The 17446-nt window shown below is 62.7% G+C and carries 17 protein-coding genes; 15 read left to right on the forward strand and 2 right to left on the reverse strand.

Annotated features, from left to right (window positions below; all coding sequences use genetic code 11):
• Positions 1-368: 368 nt before the first annotated feature.
• The 7 genes from SSARUM_RS02695 (at position 369) to SSARUM_RS02725 (ending at position 7830) form a co-directional block, all read left to right on the forward strand.
• Positions 369-2081, forward strand: coding sequence for an arylsulfatase (locus tag SSARUM_RS02695; RefSeq protein ID WP_039567515.1), 1713 nt, complete (start codon positions 369-371; stop codon positions 2079-2081).
• Positions 2078-3262 carry an anaerobic sulfatase maturase gene (locus SSARUM_RS02700; protein ID WP_039567513.1) on the forward strand — a complete coding sequence of 395 codons (1185 nt, stop codon included), beginning with the start codon at positions 2078-2080 and terminating at the stop codon, positions 3260-3262. Before SSARUM_RS02695 ends, SSARUM_RS02700 begins: the two co-directional genes overlap by 4 nt.
• A 129-nt stretch (positions 3263-3391) precedes the next feature.
• Positions 3392-4885: an APC family permease gene (locus tag SSARUM_RS02705; protein WP_033648536.1), complete on the forward strand. Its 1494-nt coding sequence runs from the start codon at positions 3392-3394 to the stop codon at positions 4883-4885.
• Positions 4860-5450: a DUF3156 family protein gene (locus tag SSARUM_RS02710; protein WP_060430859.1), complete on the forward strand. Its 591-nt coding sequence runs from the start codon at positions 4860-4862 to the stop codon at positions 5448-5450. The genes SSARUM_RS02705 and SSARUM_RS02710 overlap by 26 nt, the downstream gene beginning before the upstream one ends.
• A complete protein-coding gene (locus tag SSARUM_RS02715; RefSeq protein ID WP_033648535.1) occupies positions 5443-6225 on the forward strand; it encodes an SDR family NAD(P)-dependent oxidoreductase in 783 nt (260 codons plus the stop codon). The genes SSARUM_RS02710 and SSARUM_RS02715 overlap by 8 nt, the downstream gene beginning before the upstream one ends.
• 11 nt (positions 6226-6236) lie before the next feature.
• Positions 6237-7034 carry a molybdenum cofactor biosynthesis F family protein gene (locus SSARUM_RS02720; RefSeq protein WP_060430860.1) on the forward strand — a complete coding sequence of 266 codons (798 nt, stop codon included), beginning with the start codon at positions 6237-6239 and terminating at the stop codon, positions 7032-7034.
• Between the two features lie 4 nt (positions 7035-7038).
• Positions 7039-7830, forward strand: a complete 792-nt coding sequence (locus SSARUM_RS02725; RefSeq protein ID WP_060430861.1) for an SDR family oxidoreductase — start codon at positions 7039-7041, stop codon at positions 7828-7830.
• Between the two features lie 56 nt (positions 7831-7886).
• On the opposite strand, the gene hpaR is transcribed toward SSARUM_RS02725, so the two are convergent.
• Entirely contained in the window at positions 7887-8339 is a 453-nt protein-coding gene (hpaR, locus tag SSARUM_RS02730) for a homoprotocatechuate degradation operon regulator HpaR (protein WP_033652850.1), read from the reverse strand.
• Between the two features lie 327 nt (positions 8340-8666).
• Here hpaR and SSARUM_RS02735 point away from each other — a divergent pair, with 327 nt between their 5' ends.
• Positions 8667-9299 (forward strand): fumarylacetoacetate hydrolase family protein, encoded by a 633-nt coding sequence (locus SSARUM_RS02735; protein ID WP_033636979.1) that lies wholly within the window; start codon positions 8667-8669, stop codon positions 9297-9299.
• Positions 9296-10060, forward strand: coding sequence for a fumarylacetoacetate hydrolase family protein (locus tag SSARUM_RS02740; RefSeq protein WP_033648528.1), 765 nt, complete (start codon positions 9296-9298; stop codon positions 10058-10060). The genes SSARUM_RS02735 and SSARUM_RS02740 overlap by 4 nt, the downstream gene beginning before the upstream one ends.
• Before the next feature lie 58 nt (positions 10061-10118).
• Here the strand turns inward: SSARUM_RS02740 and SSARUM_RS02745 are convergent, their stop codons facing one another.
• Positions 10119-11240 (reverse strand): RNA-guided endonuclease InsQ/TnpB family protein, encoded by a 1122-nt coding sequence (locus tag SSARUM_RS02745; RefSeq protein ID WP_072264931.1) that lies wholly within the window; start codon positions 11238-11240, stop codon positions 10119-10121.
• Between the two features lie 108 nt (positions 11241-11348).
• On the opposite strand from SSARUM_RS02745, the gene hpaE reads away from it, so the two are divergent.
• The 6 genes from hpaE (at position 11349) to hpaX (ending at position 17414) form a co-directional block, all read left to right on the forward strand.
• A complete protein-coding gene (gene hpaE / locus SSARUM_RS02750) occupies positions 11349-12803 on the forward strand; it encodes a 5-carboxymethyl-2-hydroxymuconate semialdehyde dehydrogenase (protein WP_039567503.1) in 1455 nt (484 codons plus the stop codon).
• Positions 12804-12840: 37 nt separating this feature from the next.
• Positions 12841-13914: a 3,4-dihydroxyphenylacetate 2,3-dioxygenase gene (gene hpaD, locus SSARUM_RS02755; protein WP_004933173.1), complete on the forward strand. Its 1074-nt coding sequence runs from the start codon at positions 12841-12843 to the stop codon at positions 13912-13914.
• 50 nt (positions 13915-13964) lie between these two features.
• Positions 13965-14351, forward strand: coding sequence for a 5-carboxymethyl-2-hydroxymuconate Delta-isomerase (locus tag SSARUM_RS02760; RefSeq protein ID WP_004933172.1), 387 nt, complete (start codon positions 13965-13967; stop codon positions 14349-14351).
• A gap of 14 nt (positions 14352-14365) precedes the next feature.
• Positions 14366-15169, forward strand: a complete 804-nt coding sequence (gene hpaH / locus SSARUM_RS02765; RefSeq protein WP_033636984.1) for a 2-oxo-hept-4-ene-1,7-dioate hydratase — start codon at positions 14366-14368, stop codon at positions 15167-15169.
• 76 nt (positions 15170-15245) lie between these two features.
• The gene (hpaI, locus tag SSARUM_RS02770) at positions 15246-16040 is read left to right on the forward strand and encodes a 4-hydroxy-2-oxoheptanedioate aldolase (protein WP_033636985.1); all 795 of its coding nucleotides are present in this window, start codon (positions 15246-15248) and stop codon (positions 16038-16040) included.
• A 3-nt stretch (positions 16041-16043) separates the two neighbouring features.
• On the forward strand, positions 16044-17414 hold the full coding sequence (gene hpaX, locus SSARUM_RS02775; RefSeq protein WP_033636986.1) for a 4-hydroxyphenylacetate permease: 1371 nt from the start codon (positions 16044-16046) through the stop codon (positions 17412-17414).
• Positions 17415-17446: the final 32 nt, after the last annotated feature.

Consider the following 17446-nt stretch of genomic DNA (forward strand, 5'->3'; position numbering starts at 1 on the left):
GAGGCCGATTGCAATAAAACACATAAATAACAAGATGACACTGCGTTAATCAGGGCTTTTCGGTTCGGATTTATCGCGATTTTCATTAATAGGTTAATGAAATAATTCACCGCTTTTCCCGCTGAATTTACAGCGCTTTTCAATGTTTGCCCGGACGAAGCCCTCGCCGCCCTGCGCGTGCTACAGCCGATGCCGTCGCCGTCGTCCCTCGTTCTTAAGAACGATAGCCAGGCTTTTCCGCCGCTTCCTACACTGCGAATTGAAGATAGCGCCAGGCGGCGCCAAACGTATAAGACGAAAAAATGATGACCTTTCTCGGGCTGAGGCGTCGGGTTGTTCAGTCCGCATGACCATACGGGGAACAAACGATGCAGAAAAAAACGTTGGCGGTGGCGTTGAGCGGCGCCTTATCGGGTCTGGCACAGGGGGCGGACGCCGATCGCCCCAATGTGCTGATCATTCTGGTGGACGACATGGGCTACTCCGACATCAGCCCGTTCGGCGGCGAGATACCGACGCCCAACCTGCAGGCGTTGGCCGAACGGGGCGTGCGCATGAGCCAGTACTACACCTCGCCGATGTCGGCGCCGGCACGGTCGATGCTGATGACCGGCAACACCAATCAGCAGGCCGGCATGGGCGGCATGTGGTGGTATGAGAGCACCGCCGCGCAGCCGGGCTATGAAATGCGCCTGACCGACCGCGTGACCACGCTGCCGGAGCGTTTTCGCGACGCGGGTTACGCCACCATGATGGCGGGCAAATGGCACCTGGGCTATGTCGACGGCGCCAAACCGACCGATCGCGGCTTCGAGCGCGCCTTCGCCTTTATGGGCGGCGGCACCAGCCATTTCGACGATGCGAAACCGCTGGGCACCGTGGAGGCGTTCCACACCTTCTACACTCTGAACGGCAAACGCGTGTCGTTGCCCAAAGATTTCTATTCCAGCAAGGCCTATGCCGATCAGCTGGAACAGTGGATCCGCGATACGCCGCAAAATAAGCCCGTCTTCGCCTATCTGGCCTTCACCGCGCCGCACGATCCATTGCAGGCGCCGGATGACTGGATCGCAAAATTCGACGGCAAATACGACGCCGGTTACCAGCAGGTCTATCAGCAGCGCATTCAGCGCCTGAAAGCGCTGGGGCTGATTTCCGAGCGTACGCCGATGCCGACGCTGGCGCTGGATAAGGCCTGGAACGCGCTGACGCCCGAGCAGCAAAAATATGAAGCCAAGACCATGCAGGTGTACGCGGCGATGATCGCTTACATGGACGATCAGGTCGGCGCGGTGCTGAACACCCTGAAGCAGACCGGCCGCGACCAAAATACGGTGATCGTGTTCGCCACCGACAACGGCGCCAACCCCGCCAGCGGCTTCTACTACGGCTCGAAGCCGGAGTATTGGCGGCAGTTCGACAACAGCTACGCCAACCTCGGCCGCAAGGGCTCGTTCATCTCCTACGGGCCGCACTGGGCCAACGTCAGCAACGCGCCGTACGCCAATTACCACAAAACCACCAGCGCGCAGGGCGGCATCAATACCGATTTCATCATCTCCGCGCCGCGGCTGAAGGGGCGCGGCGGCATCGACCGCACGCCGATGGCGGTGTATGACATCGCCCCGACGCTGTATGACTATGCCGGCATCGACGCCAACAAACCGCTGAAGGCCAAACCGACCCTGCCGATGGTCGGCGTCAGCTTCAAACGCTATTTCAGCGGCGAGGCCGACGGCGTGCCGCGCGCGACCTACGGCGTGGAGCTGCATAACCAGGCCGCCTATGTGGACGGCGTCTGGAAGCTGCGGCGGTTGGTGAAGGCCGGGCCGACGGCGCAGATGGCGCCGTGGGGGCTGTTCAACCTGCATGACGATCCGCTGGAAACGCGCGATCTGGCCGCCGCCAACCCGGAGCGAGTCAAACGGCTGAGCGAGGCGTATCGCCGCTTTGCGCAGCAGGGCATGGTCATTGAAGCCAAAGGCGCAGCGATCGACTACCTCGGCGTCGACGCCAGCACCGGCGACTACATCGGCCTGGATCCGTTGACTCACAAACCGTTGCCGCAGGCGGCGCCATGAACCTGGTCCAGCTGCGCGCGCAGCAGATCCCGGTAGAGAGCGAACCGCGCGCGGCGGCGCCTTTTCATCTGTTGGTGAAGCCGATCGGCGCCGGCTGCAACCTGGGCTGCCGCTACTGCTACTATCCGCAGCGCCAGCAGGAGCGGACGCGCAAGATGGACGACGACCTGCTGGCGGAATTTATCCGCGGCTACATCGCCGCCCAGCCGCGTTACAGCCGCGAGATCAACTTCGTCTGGCAGGGCGGTGAGCCGCTGCTGGCGGGGATCGGTTTTTACAAGCGGGCGCTGGCGTTGCAACGCCGCTACGCGCCGTCGGGCGTGCGGATCAGCAACAGCCTGCAGACTAACGGTACCCTGCTGAACGACGCCTGGTGCCGGCTGTTCCGGCAGCATCACTTTATCCTCGGCGTCAGCCTGGACGGCGATCGCGAGGTGCAGGACGCCCACCGGCCGGACAAGCGCGGCGGTGCCAGCTATGACGCCGCGCTGCGCGGCATTGCGCTGTTGCAGCGCCATCAGATCGATTTCAACCTGCTGATGGTGGTGCACGACGGCGTCGCGGATCGCGCCGAGGCGATCTACGATCATGCGGTGGCGATCGGGGCGCGCTATCTGCAGTTCCAGCCGCTGATGCTGGAAGGGGATGCGCCCACCGCCGGCTATGGGCTAAGCGCCGCCAACTGGGGGCGCTTCATGCTGGCGGTGTACCGCCGCTGGCGCAGCCGCGGGCACGTCGGCCAGGTGTTTGTGATGAACATCGAACAGGTCTACGCGCAGTATTTCACCCACGTCAGCCCCAGCTGCGTACACGCCGAACGCTGCGGCGGCAATCTGGTGATGGAGCCGGACGGGCGGCTTTACGCCTGCGATCATCTGATCAACGCGCAGCACCTGCTCGGCCATGCCGATCGCCACACGCCGCTCGCCACCCTGGCGGCAAGGGCGGCGGAGATGCCGTTCGGTAAAAACAAGAGCCTGCGCCGCGAGTGCCAACGCTGCAGCGTGAAAAGCGTCTGCCAGGGCGGCTGCCCGGCGCATGTGGGCGAAGATCGCTACAACCGGCTGTGCGCCGGCTATTACGCCTTCTTTTCCGCGCTGCTGGCGCCGCTGCGCGCCTACCCGCGCAGCCCGCAGGGGGCGATGCAGTGGCGCGCCGCCGTGAGCGCGGCCGCAGGTTGAAACCGTCTCGTCCTTAAGGACGATAGTCAGCATTTTCCTTTCCTCTCTATAGTGAGATTACCGCCGCTGGCGGTGAAAAACCTGCAAGCACCTGCATGCATCAGGCCAAAACTATAAGAGGAAATAACCATGAACCTGTCGTCGCGGTTGCACGCCCACCTGGCTCGAGGCAAGGTCGGCTTTCCCACCACCCTGGCCAGTTCGGTCGGGGTGATCATGGCCAGCCCGGTGATCCTGACGGTCACCAGCGGCTTCGGCATCGGCGGCGACACCTTCGCGCTGGCGATGCTGATCGCCTTCATCATGATGCAGGCGCAGCTCACCACCTTCTCCGAAGCGGCGGCGCTGCTGCCGACCTCCGGTTCGGTTTACGACTACATCTCCTGCGGCATGGGGCGCTTTTTCGCCATCACCGGCGCGCTGTCGGCCTACCTGATCGTGCACATCTTCGCTGGCACTGCCGAGACCATTCTCTCCGGCATCATGGCGCTGGTGAACTTCGAGCACCTCAACACCCTGATGGAAAGCCACAACGCCTCCTGGATGGTCGGCGTCGGGCTGGTCATCGTGTTCGGCCTGCTCAACGCGTTCGGCATCGAGGCCTTCGGCAAGGCGGAGATCGTGCTGACCTTCGCCATGTGGAGCACGCTGGTGATTTTCGGCATCGTCGGGCTGCTGTCGCCGCATGCGGTGCCGCTCGAGGGCTGGTTCGGCAGCACGCTGAGCCTGAACGATCCCTTCGCGGTGTTCAGCCTGATCGGCATGGCGATGTTCATGTTCGTCGGCTGTGAGCTGGTGACGCCGATGGCGCCGGAGATCAAACGTTGCGATCGGGTGATCCCGCGCGCGATGGCGCTGGGGTTGTGCGGCGTGGCGGTATGCATGGCGCTGTATGGCGCGGCGCTCAGCCACCAGGTGGAAAACGTGGTGATCGACGCCGCCAGCGGCACGCGTCTGCTGGAAACGCCGATGGCCATCCCGGCGTTCGCCGGCCAGGTAATGGGCCAGTTCGGCAAATACTGGCTCGGCGTCGGCCTGTTGTTGGCCGGCGCCGCGACCATCAACACGCTGATGGCGGCGGTGCCGCGCATTCTGTACGGCATGGCGCTGGACGGCGCGCTGCCGCGCATGTTCGCCTATCTGCACCCGCGCTTTAAAACGCCGGTGGTCGGCATTCTGGTGGCGGTATTGATCCCCTGCGTACACGCCTTCGCCATTCAGGGCAACCTCGACAGGATCATTCCGCTGGTGCTGGCGGCGGTGTGCGCCTGGGGCGTGGCCTACCTGCTGGTGACCTGCTCGGTGGTGATCCTGCGCGTACGCCGCCCCGATCTGCCGCGCGCCTATAAATCGCCGTGGTTCCCGCTGCCGCAGATCGTTTCCAGCGTCGGCATCGTGCTGGCCATCGTTTACATCACGCCGCCGGGAATGAACCCGAGCGACATCTACATTCCCTTTGGCTGGATGATCGGCCTGACCGCCGCCTATGCGCTGTTCTGGACGCTGTGCGTGCAGAAAGTGAATCCGTTCAAGCCGGTGCCGGTCGAGCAGGTGCTGGAGAACGCGTTCGCCAAAGGTGAAAACGAGGAGGCGCAGTTTGATCGGCTTACTTCCCTCACTTAATCGCGCCTGGCGGCGAGCGCCGTCGGGCTATCGGCCGGGCGCCGCGCTGGATCGTCTGGCGCGCAACCTGGAGCCCTATGCGTGCGAACGCCTGGCACCGGGCCTGCTGCGGCTGACGCTGCCGCAGGGGCTGCAGATCGAGATCGGCGAACAGGTCCAGGGGCTGTTTATGGCGCATATCGTCAGCCACCGCTTTCGGTTGCAGGGCGCGTGCGCGGCGCAGCCCCCGCTGACGCTGGACGTGGTGACCGGCGGCTGGCTGCGGCGGCGCGGGGTGCGTTATCTGCTGCGCCAGCGCCACGCGGCCGCGCAGCGGGTGCTGGACGGCCTGCAGCGCTACCCGCAGATCGGCGAGACGCTGGCGCAGCTGGATTTTCGCCGCGTGCGGCTGACGGTGAACGACGGGCGTTGGCAGGTGGAGATTGAGCATTTTGCCGCGTCGGAGGTAGTCAGCCGTTTGCCGGCCGGCCGCCGCTACCTGCGGCTGGATGCCGAACAGCGGCGGCTGCTGTTGAGCAGCCTGCTGATGATCGGCCAACTGATGGAGAAGCTGAATCATGAATAGAGTGGTTGTGATTACCGGCGGCGGCACCGGCGTCGGCGCCGCCTGCGCCCGTCTGCTGGCGGCGCAGGGCGATCGGGTGTTCATCATCGGCCGCCGCCCGGAACCGCTGGCGGCGCTGGCGCAAGAGATCGGCGCGCAGGCGCTGGTGGGCGATGCCGCCAGTGGCGAGAGCTGGAACCATGCGCTGCTGCCGGCTATTCTGCGCGAAGCCGGGCGCATCGACTGCCTGATCGGCAGCGCCGGCGGCATGGGCTTCAAGCGCATCACCGAGATGACCGACGCGCAGTGGCAAGGGGCGATGGACAGCAACCTCAACAGCGCCTTCGCCAGCGCGCGCGCCTGCCTGCCGGAGCTGATTAAAAGCGGCGGCAACCTGCTGTTTGTCGCGTCGATCGCCTCGCTGGCCGCCGGGCCGGAGGTCTGCGGCTACGTCACCGCCAAGCACGCGCTGATCGGGCTGATGCGCTCCATCGCCCGCGACTATGGCCCGCTGGGCGTGCGCGCCAACGCGGTGTGCCCCGGCTGGGTGACCACGCCGATGGCGGACGAAGAGATGCAACTGCTGATGGACGCCCATCAGATTTCGCTGGAGCAGGCTTACCAGATGGTCTGCCGCGACGTGCCGCTGCGCCGCCCGGCCAGCGCCGAGGAGATCGCCCGCGTCTGCCGTTTCCTGTGTTCCAGCGAAGCTTCAATCATTACCGGCGCGGCGCTGGTGGCCGACGGCGGCTCCACCATCGTTGACGTGCCGACCCTGGCTTTCACTTCCCTGTAAGGAGCATTTCCATGAGTTCAGAAGCGGTATTCATTCAGGTTGGCGCGTTGGCGGAAGGCTTTGCGCCGCACAGCAATACGCTGGAACGGCAGCACGGGCTGGCGGGCAGCACGCTGACGCTGCGCTTTAGCGACGGCGCGACGCAGCGCTGCCGGTTTACCGACGAGCAGACGCTGGAGTGGGGCGAACGGTGCGGCGTCGCCTATCGCGCCACCAGCATTCGCCCCGGCGTGCTGTTTATCGATTTTCTCGATCCCGCCCGCGCCAACGCCAGCATTACGCTGGTATGCGACCGCAATCAGGGCAACTTCACTGCGGTATACGGCCAACTGCCGGACGAAGCGCAGGCGCGGCTCGATGCCTTCAGCCGGGTGGAACAGGGGCTGCCGCTGACCGCGGTCGAGGCCGAGTTCCGCTTCGGCACGCTGGATGACGCCGACGTGGCGCCGCCGGGCTTTACCGATGAGCTGATCGGCATGCGCAATATGTACACCTACAGCCCGACCGAGCGGTACGAGCACATCTACCTGAACGATAACTTCTACGCCTGGCAGTGTCTGGACGGGGTGGAGAAAGGGCTGGCGGACGTCGATCGCTGCCACTACGTGAAGGTGGCGGAGCAGCTTTATCTGTTCGTCTGGCGCGAGAAGATCATCCCGACGCTGGGCGTGGTGATGATCGATCTGCAGGGCATGCGCACCGACGGCAAGATCCTCGGTTATCAGGGCAGCGATTTCAGCGCGCTGAGCAACTTTGCGGTCGGCGCCCATGCGCAGGTGCTGAACACCACGCGCCACCCGCGAGGATAGGGCGATGAGCGCAACCTATGCGGCCGACGCCTTCGCGGGGCAGGCGGTGCTGGTGACCGGCGGCGCGCAGGGCATTGGGCTGGCGATCGTCAGCGCCTTTGCCCGGTTGGGCGCCGAGGTGACGATCGCGGACGTGCAGCTGCCGCAGGCGCAGGCGGCGGCGCAGGCGCTGCGGGACGAAGGGCTGAGCGTGCAGGCGCTGGCCTGCGATCTGGCCGAACCGGGGCAGATCGCCGAGCTGGTGACGGCGGTAGGTGAGCGGCATCAACGGCTGGACGTGGTGATCCACAACGCCGCTTACTTTCCGCTGACGCCGTTCGCCGCCATCGACGCGGCCCTGCTGCAACGCACGCTGAGCGTCAATCTGATGGCGCCGTTCTTTCTGGCGCAGGCGGCGCTGCCGTGGATGCGCCGCCGGGGCGGCGGCTGCCTTCTGGTGACCTCGTCGGTGACCGGCCCGCGGGTAGCCTACCCGGGGCTGGCGCACTACGCCGCCTCCAAGGCCGGGGTGAACGGGTTTATTCGCGCGGCGGCGCTGGAGCTGGCGGCGGAGAAAATTCGCGTCAACGGCGTGGAACCGGGGATGATCCGCACGCCGGCGATGGCCAACCTGGGCGGCGCACAGGTGAATCAGGCGATCGCCGCCTCGGTGCCGCTAGGGCGGCTGGGGGAACCGGAAGACATCGCCGCGGCGATGGTGTTTCTCGCTTCGCCGGCGGCGGCCTACATCACCGGCCAGACGCTGGTGGTGGACGGCGGCGCGCTGTTGCCGGAAACGAATTCTCTGCTTACTTGACGCTGCAGCGTTGTTTGCTGCAACGCCAATTAATTTGAGAATTCCGGTTGGTTAAATCACTTCTTAGTGGGATGCGCGGTGACGTTGGCGGGCAGGCTGTCGCCCAGGGTGATCAGCTCGTCCAGCAGCGTCATCAGCTGGTCCATTTTCTGCCGCGAGAAAGCGGCTTCAATCTCGGCGTAGCCCTGTTCCACCTGGTGGCGCGCCACTTCATACAGATCCTGGCCCTGCTGGGTCAGCGACACGTACAGCTTGCGCTGATCGTTGACCGGCTTGAGGCGGAAGATCAGCTTGTCACGCTCCATGCGCGACAGAATGCCGGTCAGGCTGGGGCGCAGGATGCAGGTTTCCGCCGCCAGCTCGTGGAATTCGATCGAGCGGTTGTTGGCCAGCACGCGGATGATGCGCCACTGCTGTTCGGTCAAATTGTGGCTTTTCAGGATCGGGCGGAAGAACCCCATGGCGGTTTCACGCGCCTGCAGCAGGGCGATGGTTAACGATTCATGCATAAGTTTGGCCTTAGCTATCAAGGTGTTCGTTGTTACGGCGCTCGTTATGGGGGCGCCCGCCCCGCAAAGCCCGATTTTGTTAATAACTTAATAGTAGCCAAAGTTACCCGTAGGGATAAAGCAAAAATGCGTGCCGCAGCGAAAAATGGCGAGAAAAATGATTAATACGTTGAATAATCACGCTAATGTTCGTTATTTGTGAATATTTTGTTATCACGATCACAAATCACTCCAAGCGCGTTGCGTAAAAGCTGCACAGCGTATAAAAGTAATCATTAATATATTAATGAACGCCGGTTGTCATGTTTTGCCATTGGAGGAGTTCGCATGAAAGGCACCGTATTTTCCGTTGCGCTGAACCACCGCAGCCAACTGGACGCCTGGGATCAGGCGTTTCACCAGCCACCGTATCAGACCCCGCCCAAAACCCCGGTGTGGTTTATCAAACCGCGCAACACCCACCTCGCCAACGGCGGGGCGATCCCGTTTCCGGCCGGTGAAACCGTGCAGAGCGGCGGCACGCTGGCGGTGATCATCGGCGATACCGCGCGCAAGGTGCCGGTTGAGCAGGTGAGCCGTTATCTGGCCGGCTACGCGTTGGCCAACGACGTCAGCCTGCCGGAAAGCAGCTTCTATCGCCCGGCGATCAAGGCCAAATGCCGCGACGGGTTCTGCCCGCTGGGGGAGATCGGCCAGCTGGAGGCCGCCGATCGGCTGGAGATCGTCACCGAGATCAACGGCGTGGAGCAGGATCGCTGGTCCACCGCCGATCTGGTGCGCTCGGTGCCGGAGCTGATCGCCGCCATCAGCGATTTCATCACCCTGCAGCCGGGCGATGCGGTGCTGATCGGCACCCCGCACCAGCGGGTGGAGATCAAACCGGGGGATGAGGTGACGGTGCGCGCCGCCGGCCTGCCCACGCTGACCAACCGCGTCACCCAAGCAGGAGCCGCATCATGAAACATGCCCGTATTCGCCATCATGGCCAGGCCGTCAACGTCCAGGTGGACGACCAGCTGCGCGTCACGCTGCCGAACGGCGAGGTGCTGCAGGAGCGCGAAGTGGAATGGCTGCCGCCGGCGCAGGGCACGGTGTTCGCCCTCGGGCTGAACTATGCCGACCACGCCAGCGAGCTGGAATTCAAGGCGCCGGAGGAACCGCTGGTGTTCCTCAAGGCGCCGAACACCCTGACCGGGCACCGCCAGGTGTCGGTGCGCCCGGCCGGCGTGGAGTACATGCATTACGAAGCCGAGCTGGTGGCGGTGATCGGCAAGACCGCGCGCAACGTCAGCCGCGAGCACGCCATGGAGTACGTGGCGGGTTACACCCTGTGCAACGACTACGCCATCCGCGATTACCTGGAGAACTACTACCGGCCGAATCTGCGGGTGAAGAGCCGCGACACCCTGACGCCGATCGGGCCGTACATCGTCGATCGCGACGACGTCGCCGATCCGCACCGGCTGGCGCTCAGCACCTACGTCAACGGCGAGCTGCGCCAGCGCGGCAGCACCGCCGACATGATTTTCGACATTCCGTTCCTGGTCGCCTACCTGAGTGAATTCATGACGCTGCAGCCGGGCGACATGATCGCCACCGGCACGCCGAAAGGGCTGGCCGACGTGCAGCCAGGCGACGAAGTGGTGGTGGAGATCGAGGGCATCGGCCGTCTGGTTAACCACATTATCAGTGAAAAAGATTACGAGGAGAGCCTGCGTTGACTTCCCTGGCTTCAAAGAAACAAGGGTTCCCATTTCAGTGCAACGAACCAAGGCCGCATCACGCGACTTGAGGATTTACCGTCGCTCCATGGGCTAACACTGTCAGCCCGGCAGCTTTGATATTTCGGGCCGCGTTGATATCGCGGTCATGGTGACTCTGACATTTGGGGCACAGCCAAAAGCGAATATTCAGGGGTAAAACTTGCATGGTGTATCCGCAGCAGGAACAGCGCTTAGATGATGGGAAGAATGGGTCGACCGCGATGAGACGACGGCCAGCCCACTCACTTTTATACCTGAGCTGTCGGATGAGTTCCGACCAGCCTGCATCAGCAATGCTTTTTGCCAACTGTGGATTACGCATCATGTTTTTCACGCTTAGCGACTCGACGCACACAACTTGGTTTTCGTTAATGAGTGTGCGGGACAACTTATGCAGGTTGTCCAGGCGGCAATCCGCAATTTTTGCATGCAACCGGGCAACTTTTTGGCGAGCTTTAGTGCGGTTTTTTGAACCCAGTTGTTTCCTGCTTAATCGGCGCTGTAGCAATGCAAGCCGCTTGGCATTCTTGGCTGTATTGCGTGGGTTGTCAGCTTTAAATCCGCTGTCCGTGACCAATAGACGAGTTAGACCAACATCTATTCCCACTATTGATGACGTAACAGGTAATGGCTCCGGCTGGACTTCGCATAGACAGCTGACGAAGTATCGACCTGCAGAGTCCTTGCTCACAGTGACTGTCGAAGGGGACGACGGCAGTTTACGCGACCAGCGGATGTTCAGAGGCGTTTTGCTTTTCGCTATGTATAGATGTCCTTCTCGATACCTAAAAGCACTGGCGGTTAACTCAGCGACTTGCTTGTGGCGTTTAGATTTAAAGGCCGGATATGAAGTTCGACCTTCAAAGAAGTTTTTAAAAGCAGTCTGTTGGTGGCGTAAGCATTGCTGGAGTGGGACGCATGAAACGTCATTTAACCAAGCGAATTCAGGTGTTCTCTTGAGGATGGTTAATCGTGCGCTAGCTTGGGCATAACTGACTTTTTCTTTCCGTTGACGAAAGGCATCGGTGCGCCAATTCAGGATGAAGTTATAAACGAAACGTACGCAGCCAAATGTATGAGCTAAAAGTTGAATTTGCTCAGTTGAGGGATAGAACCGGAACTTATAGGCACGTTTCATGGCGTAACAAATTACAGAGAGATGTGGACAGATGCAAAGAGATTTTAGGTTAAAAATTACTCAGTCCCTTTTTTGGCTTTCACGCCAAAAGTTGCAGGAGAAGTGCTAATGAAAACCATCAACCATTGGATCAACGGCAAGAATGTCACCAGCAAAGAGTATTTCACCACCACCAACCCGGCGAACGGCGAGGTGCTGGCGGAAGTGGCCTCCGGCGGCCAGCTGGAGATAGACCAGGCGGTGGCGGCGGCGAAAGAGGCGTTTCCCAAGTGGGCCAACACGCCGATGAAAGAGCGCGCGCGCCTGATGCGTCGCCTGGGCGAGCTGATCGACCAGAACGTGCCGCAGATCGCCGAACTGGAAACCGCCGACACCGGCCTGCCGATCCACCAGACCAAAAACGTGCTGATCCCGCGCGCCTCGCACAACTTCGAGTTCTTCGCCGAGGTGTGCCAGCAGATGAACGGCAAGACCTACCCGGTGGACGACAAGATGCTCAACTACACGCTGGTGCAGCCGGTGGGGGTATGCGCGCTGGTGTCGCCGTGGAACGTGCCGTTCATGACCGCCACCTGGAAAACCGCGCCTTGCCTGGCGCTGGGCAACACCGCGGTGCTGAAGATGTCCGAACTGTCGCCGCTGACCGCCGATCGCCTGGGCGAGCTGGCGCTGGAGGCCGGCATTCCGGCCGGGGTGCTGAACGTGGTGCAGGGCTACGGCGCCACCGCCGGCGACGCATTGGTGCGCCATAAAGACGTGCGCGCGGTCTCCTTCACCGGCGGCACCGCCACCGGCCGCCGCATCATCGAAAGCGCCGGGCTGAAGAAATTCTCCATGGAACTGGGCGGCAAGTCGCCGGTGCTGATCTTTGAAGACGCCGACATCGAGCGGGCGCTCGACGCCGCGCTGTTCACCATCTTCTCGATCAACGGCGAGCGCTGCACCGCCGGTTCGCGCATCTTCATTCAGGAGAGCATCTACCCGGAATTCGTCAAACGTTTCGCCGAGCGCGCCAACCGTCTGCGCGTGGGCGATCCGCAAGATCCCAATACCCAGGTGGGGGCGCTGATCAGCCCGCAGCACTGGGAAAAAGTCTCCGGCTATATCCGCCTCGGGGTGGAAGAAGGGGCGACCCTGTTGGCCGGCGGTCCGGACAAACCTGCCGGTTTGAGCCACGGCAACTTCCTGCGCCCGACGGTGCTGGCGGATGTCGACAACCGGATGCGCGTGGCGCAGGAAGAGATCTTCGGGCCGGTGGCCTGCCTGCTGCCGTTCAAGTCGGAAGAAGACGGCCTGCGCATGGCCAACGACGTGGAATACGGCCTGGCGTCGTACATCTGGACGCAGGATGTGAGCAAGGTTCTGCGCCTGGCCCGCGGTATCGAAGCGGGCATGGTTTTCGTCAACACCCAAAACGTACGCGATCTGCGCCAACCGTTCGGCGGTGTGAAAGCCTCCGGCACCGGCCGCGAAGGCGGCGAATACAGCTTCGAAGTGTTCGCCGAAATGAAGAACGTGTGCATTTCCATGGGCGACCACCCGATCCCGAAATGGGGCGTCTAAGCCTCGGGCCACAATAATAACGAAAGAGATGAGAACAATGACGACAAAACTTACCACTAATGCTGTCCCTGCTCCCGACGTCGTGCGCTGTGCCTACATGGAAATTCAGGTCACGAACCTTAAAGCCGCACGCGAATTTTACGTCGATATCCTCGGCCTGGTCGTGACCGCCGAGGATGACAAAACCCTCTACCTGCGTTCGATGGAGGAGTTCATTCACCATAACCTGGTGCTGCGCGAAGGCCCGGTCGCCGCCGTTGCGGCGTTTGCTTTCCGCGTGCGCACGCCGGAAGACGTCGATCGCGCCGAAGCGTATTTCAAGGCGCTTGGCTGTCGCACCGAGCGTCGGGTGAACGGGTTCGCCAAAGGCATCGGCGATGCGGTGCGGGTCGAGGATCCGCTCGGCTTCCCGTATGAGTTTTTCTACGACGTGCAGCACGTCGAGCGTCTGGCCTGGCGCTACGATCTGTATACGCCGGGCGCGCTGGTGCGCCTCGATCACTTTAACCAAATCACCCCTGACGTGCCGCGCGCCGTGGAATACATCCAGGGGCTGGGCTTTCGCGTAACGGAAGACATCCGCGATGAAGACGGCGTGGTTTACGCCGCCTGGATGCGCCGCAAGGCGACGGTGCACGATACCGCGATGACCGGCGGCGCCGGGCCGCGCATGCATCACATCGCCTTCGCCACCCATGAAAAGCACAATATTTTGGCCATCTGCGACAAGCTCGGCGCGCTGCGCAAATCCGATTTGATCGAACGCGGCCCCGGCCGTCACGGCGTCTCCAACGCGTTCTACCTCTACCTGCGCGATCCCGATGGTCACCGCGTGGAGATCTACACGCAGGATTACTACACCGGCGATCCGGACAACCCGACCGTGACCTGGGACGTGCATGACAACCAGCGCCGCGACTGGTGGGGCAATCCGGTGGTGCCGAGCTGGTATACCGAAGGATCGCTGGTGCTGGATCTCGATGGGCAGCCACAGCCGGTCATCGAGCGCAGCGCGCCCAGCGAAATGGCCGTCACCATCGGCGCAGACGGTTTTTCCTACACCCGTGAGGGCGATACGGAAAAAGGTTTCAAACTTGGCAATACGCTGTAAATGCCGCTGCGCGGGCTGCGCCCGCGCCTATGCGCCGTCTGGAGAACGCTATGCCCCATTTTTACGCTGAATGTACCGACAACATCCGCCGCGAGGCGGATTTGCCCACCCTGTTCGCCAAGGTCAACGAGGCGCTGGCGGCGACCGGCATCTTTCCGCTGGCCGGCGTACGCAGCCGCGCCATCTGGCTCGACACCTGGCAGATGGCCGACGGCAAGCAGGACTACGCCTTCGTGCACATGACGCTGAAGATCGGCCACGGCCGCAGTCTGGAAAGCCGGCAGCAGGTGGGCGAGATGCTGTTTGCGCTGATCAAGGAACACTTCGCCGCGCTGATGGCGCAGCGTTACCTGGCGCTCTCTTTCACTATGGAAGAGCTGGATCCGGTGCTGAATTACAAACAGAACAATGTCCACGCGCTGTTCAACAAGGCGTGAATAAGGGGTCGTAAATGCTGGATAAAGAGCAGGTTAACCGCGCCGTACAGCGCCTGCATCAGGCGGAAAAGAGTCGTGAACAGATCCGCGCGCTGTCGCTCGATCATCCCGAGATCACCATCGAGGACGCCTACGCCATTCAGCGGCAGTGGGTGGAGCTGAAGATCGCCGAGGGGCGCACGCTCAAGGGCCACAAGATCGGCCTGACCTCGCGCGCCATGCAGGTGAGCTCGCAGATCACTGAGCCGGACTACGGCGCGCTGCTGGACGACATGTTCTTCAACGACGGCAGCGACATTCCGATCGATCGCTTTATCGTGCCGCGGGTGGAGGTGGAGCTGGCGTTCGTGCTGGCCAAGCCGCTGCGCGGGCCGAACTGCACGCTGTTCGACGTCTACAACGCCACCGACTACGTCATTCCGGCGCTGGAGATCATCGACGCGCGCAGCCACAACGTCGATCCCGAGACGCAGCGGCCGCGCAAGGTGTTCGACACCATCTCCGACAACGCCGCCAACGCTGGGGTGGTAATGGGCGGGCGGCCGATCAAGCCGGATGCGCTGGACCTGCGCTGGATAGCTGCGCTGCTGTACCGCAACGGCGTGATTGAAGAGTCCGGCGTGGCGGCGGCGGTGCTCAACCACCCGGCCAACGGCGTGGCCTGGCTGGCCAACAAGCTGGCGCCGTATGAGGTGGAGCTGGAAGCGGGGCAGGTGATCCTCGGCGGCTCCTTCACCCGGCCGGTGCCGGCGCGGCGCGGCGACACCTTCCACGTCGACTACGGCCCGATGGGCTGCATCAGCTGCCGCTTTGTCTAATGCAGGCTCGGCGAACCGGGCCGCAATAAACCGGGCGGGGAGCCATGCGCTACGCCCGCTTGTCAGGGAGAATGCGATGTTAACCAACCACTTCAAGCGTGCGCTGCAGGAAAAACGCCCGCAGATCGGGCTGTGGCTCGGGCTGTGCAGCAGCTACAGCGCCGAGCTGCTGGCCGGCGCCGGTTTCGACTGGCTGCTGATCGACGGCGAACATGCGCCCAACAACGTGCAGACGGTGCTGGGGCAGCTGCAGGCGGTCGCGCCTTACCCGAGCCGGCCGGTGGTGCGGCCGCCGTGGAACGACGCGGTGATCATCAAGCAACTGCTGGACGTCGGCGCGCAAACCTTGCTTATCCCGATGATTCAAAACGCCGAACAGGCGCGCGATGCGGTGCGCGCCACGCGCTATCCGCCGCACGGCGTGCGCGGCGTCGGCAGCGCCCTGGCGCGCGCTTCGCGCTGGAACCGGGTGCCCGATTACCTGCAGCAGGCCGACGAGCAGATGTGCGTGCTGGTGCAGATTGAAACCCGCGAAGCGGTAAAAAACCTCGACGCCATTTTGCAGGTGGAAGGGGTGGACGGCGTGTTTATCGGCCCGGCGGATCTCAGCGCCGATATGGGCTTCGCCGGCAATCCGCAGCACCCGGAGGTGCAGCGCACCATCGACGACGCGATTGCCCGCATCCGCGCCGCCGGCAAGGCGCCCGGCATTTTGATGGCCAACAAGGCACTGGCGCAGCGCTATCTGGAAGCCGGCGCGCTGTTCGTCGCGGTGGGGGTGGACACCACCCTGCTGGCGCGGGCGGCGGAAGCCCTGGCTGACGAGTTCAAACAGGGCGGGGTGCAAGCGCCTTCATCGGGAGTTTACTGAACCATGAACCACGTCGATTCGCTGCCGCCGGCCAACCCGGCGCAGCAACATAAAGCGTTAACCGCCGCCGAGCAATCGGTGATTAAAAAGTTGTTTCGGCGCCTGATCATTTTCCTGTTCGTGTTGTTTGTTTTCTCTTTCCTCGACCGTATCAACATCGGCTTCGCCGGGCTGACGATGGGCAAAGATCTCGGCCTCAGCTCGACCATGTTCGGGCTGGCGGCGACGTTGTTCTATGTCACCTACGTGATCTTCGGCATTCCGAGCAACATGATGCTGAGCCGGGTCGGCGCGCGGCGCTGGATCGCCACCATCATGGTGCTGTGGGGCATCGCCTCCACCTGCACCATGTTCGCCACCGGGCCGACCAGCCTGTACGTGCTGCGCATGATCGTCGGCATCACCGAGGCCGGTTTCCTGCCGGGCATTCTGGTGTACCTCACCTACTGGTTCCCGGCGTTCTACCGCGCCCGCGCCAACGCCTTGTTCATGATCGCCATGCCGGTGACCATGGCGATCGGCTCGCTGGTCTCCGGCTATATCCTGGCGCTGGACGGGGTGATGAACCTGAAGGGCTGGCAGTGGCTGTTTCTGCTGGAAGGCATTCCGTCGGTGCTGCTGGGCGTGGTGGTGTGGTTTTACCTCGACGATACGCCGGCCAAGGCCAAGTGGCTGACCGACGAGGAAAAATCCAGCCTGCAGGCGATGATGGAGGCCGATAAGCTGCAGCTGGTGCAGCCCAACGGGCCGAGCAGCCACCGCGCGCTGCAGCAACGCAGCCTGTGGCGCGAAATTTTCACGCCGATCGTGCTGATGTACACGCTGGCCTATTTCTGCCTGACCAACACCCTGAGCGCGATCAACATCTGGACGCCGCAGATCCTGCAAAGCTTCAACCAGGGCAGCAGCAACGTGACGATCGGCATTCTGGCGGCGATCCCGCAGATCTGCACCATCGCCGGCATGGTGTGGTGGAGCAAACGATCCGACAGGCTGCAGGAGCGCAAGCATCACACCGCGCTGCCGTATCTGTTCGCCGCCGCCGGCTGGCTGCTGGCGTCTGCCACCGATCACAGCCTGATCCAGCTGCTGGGGATCGTGATGGCCTCGGTCGGCTCCTTTACCGCCATGGCGATCTTCTGGACCACGCCGGATCAGTCGATCAGCCTGGAAGCGCGCGCGGTGGGGATCGCGGTGATCAACGCCACCGGCAATATCGGATCGGCGCTCAGCCCGCTGTTGATCGGCTGGTTCAAGGATCTGACCGGCAGCTTCAACTCCGGGCTGTATTTCGTCTCGGCGCTGCTGATCGTCGGCGCCGTGCTGGTGTGGCGCATCCCGATGAAGGATTCGCGCCCGAGGGCGACGCCTTGATGCGCAAGTGGGCATGATTGCAGGAGGTCATG

Origin of the sequence: Serratia sarumanii (assembly GCF_029962605.1) — a bacterium.
Lineage (GTDB): Bacteria > Pseudomonadota > Gammaproteobacteria > Enterobacterales > Enterobacteriaceae > Serratia > Serratia sarumanii.

Bases quoted from the DNA above. Each gene is read 5' to 3' on its own strand.
- SSARUM_RS02695 (WP_039567515.1), top strand. From the start codon at position 369: ATGCAGAAAAAAACGTTGGCGGTGGCGTTGAGCGGCGCCTTATCGGGT.
- SSARUM_RS02700 (WP_039567513.1), top strand. From the start codon at position 2,078: ATGAACCTGGTCCAGCTGCGCGCGCAGCAGATCCCGGTAGAGAGCGAA.
- SSARUM_RS02705 (WP_033648536.1), top strand. From the start codon at position 3,392: ATGAACCTGTCGTCGCGGTTGCACGCCCACCTGGCTCGAGGCAAGGTC.
- SSARUM_RS02715 (WP_033648535.1), top strand. From the start codon at position 5,443: ATGAATAGAGTGGTTGTGATTACCGGCGGCGGCACCGGCGTCGGCGCC.
- SSARUM_RS02720 (WP_060430860.1), top strand. From the start codon at position 6,237: ATGAGTTCAGAAGCGGTATTCATTCAGGTTGGCGCGTTGGCGGAAGGC.
- SSARUM_RS02725 (WP_060430861.1), top strand. From the start codon at position 7,039: ATGAGCGCAACCTATGCGGCCGACGCCTTCGCGGGGCAGGCGGTGCTG.
- hpaR (WP_033652850.1), bottom strand. From the start codon at position 8,339: ATGCATGAATCGTTAACCATCGCCCTGCTGCAGGCGCGTGAAACCGCC.
- SSARUM_RS02735 (WP_033636979.1), top strand. From the start codon at position 8,667: ATGAAAGGCACCGTATTTTCCGTTGCGCTGAACCACCGCAGCCAACTG.
- SSARUM_RS02740 (WP_033648528.1), top strand. From the start codon at position 9,296: ATGAAACATGCCCGTATTCGCCATCATGGCCAGGCCGTCAACGTCCAG.
- SSARUM_RS02745 (WP_072264931.1), bottom strand. From the start codon at position 11,240: ATGAAACGTGCCTATAAGTTCCGGTTCTATCCCTCAACTGAGCAAATT.
- hpaE (WP_039567503.1), top strand. From the start codon at position 11,349: ATGAAAACCATCAACCATTGGATCAACGGCAAGAATGTCACCAGCAAA.
- hpaD (WP_004933173.1), top strand. From the start codon at position 12,841: ATGACGACAAAACTTACCACTAATGCTGTCCCTGCTCCCGACGTCGTG.
- SSARUM_RS02760 (WP_004933172.1), top strand. From the start codon at position 13,965: ATGCCCCATTTTTACGCTGAATGTACCGACAACATCCGCCGCGAGGCG.
- hpaH (WP_033636984.1), top strand. From the start codon at position 14,366: ATGCTGGATAAAGAGCAGGTTAACCGCGCCGTACAGCGCCTGCATCAG.
- hpaI (WP_033636985.1), top strand. From the start codon at position 15,246: ATGTTAACCAACCACTTCAAGCGTGCGCTGCAGGAAAAACGCCCGCAG.
- hpaX (WP_033636986.1), top strand. From the start codon at position 16,044: ATGAACCACGTCGATTCGCTGCCGCCGGCCAACCCGGCGCAGCAACAT.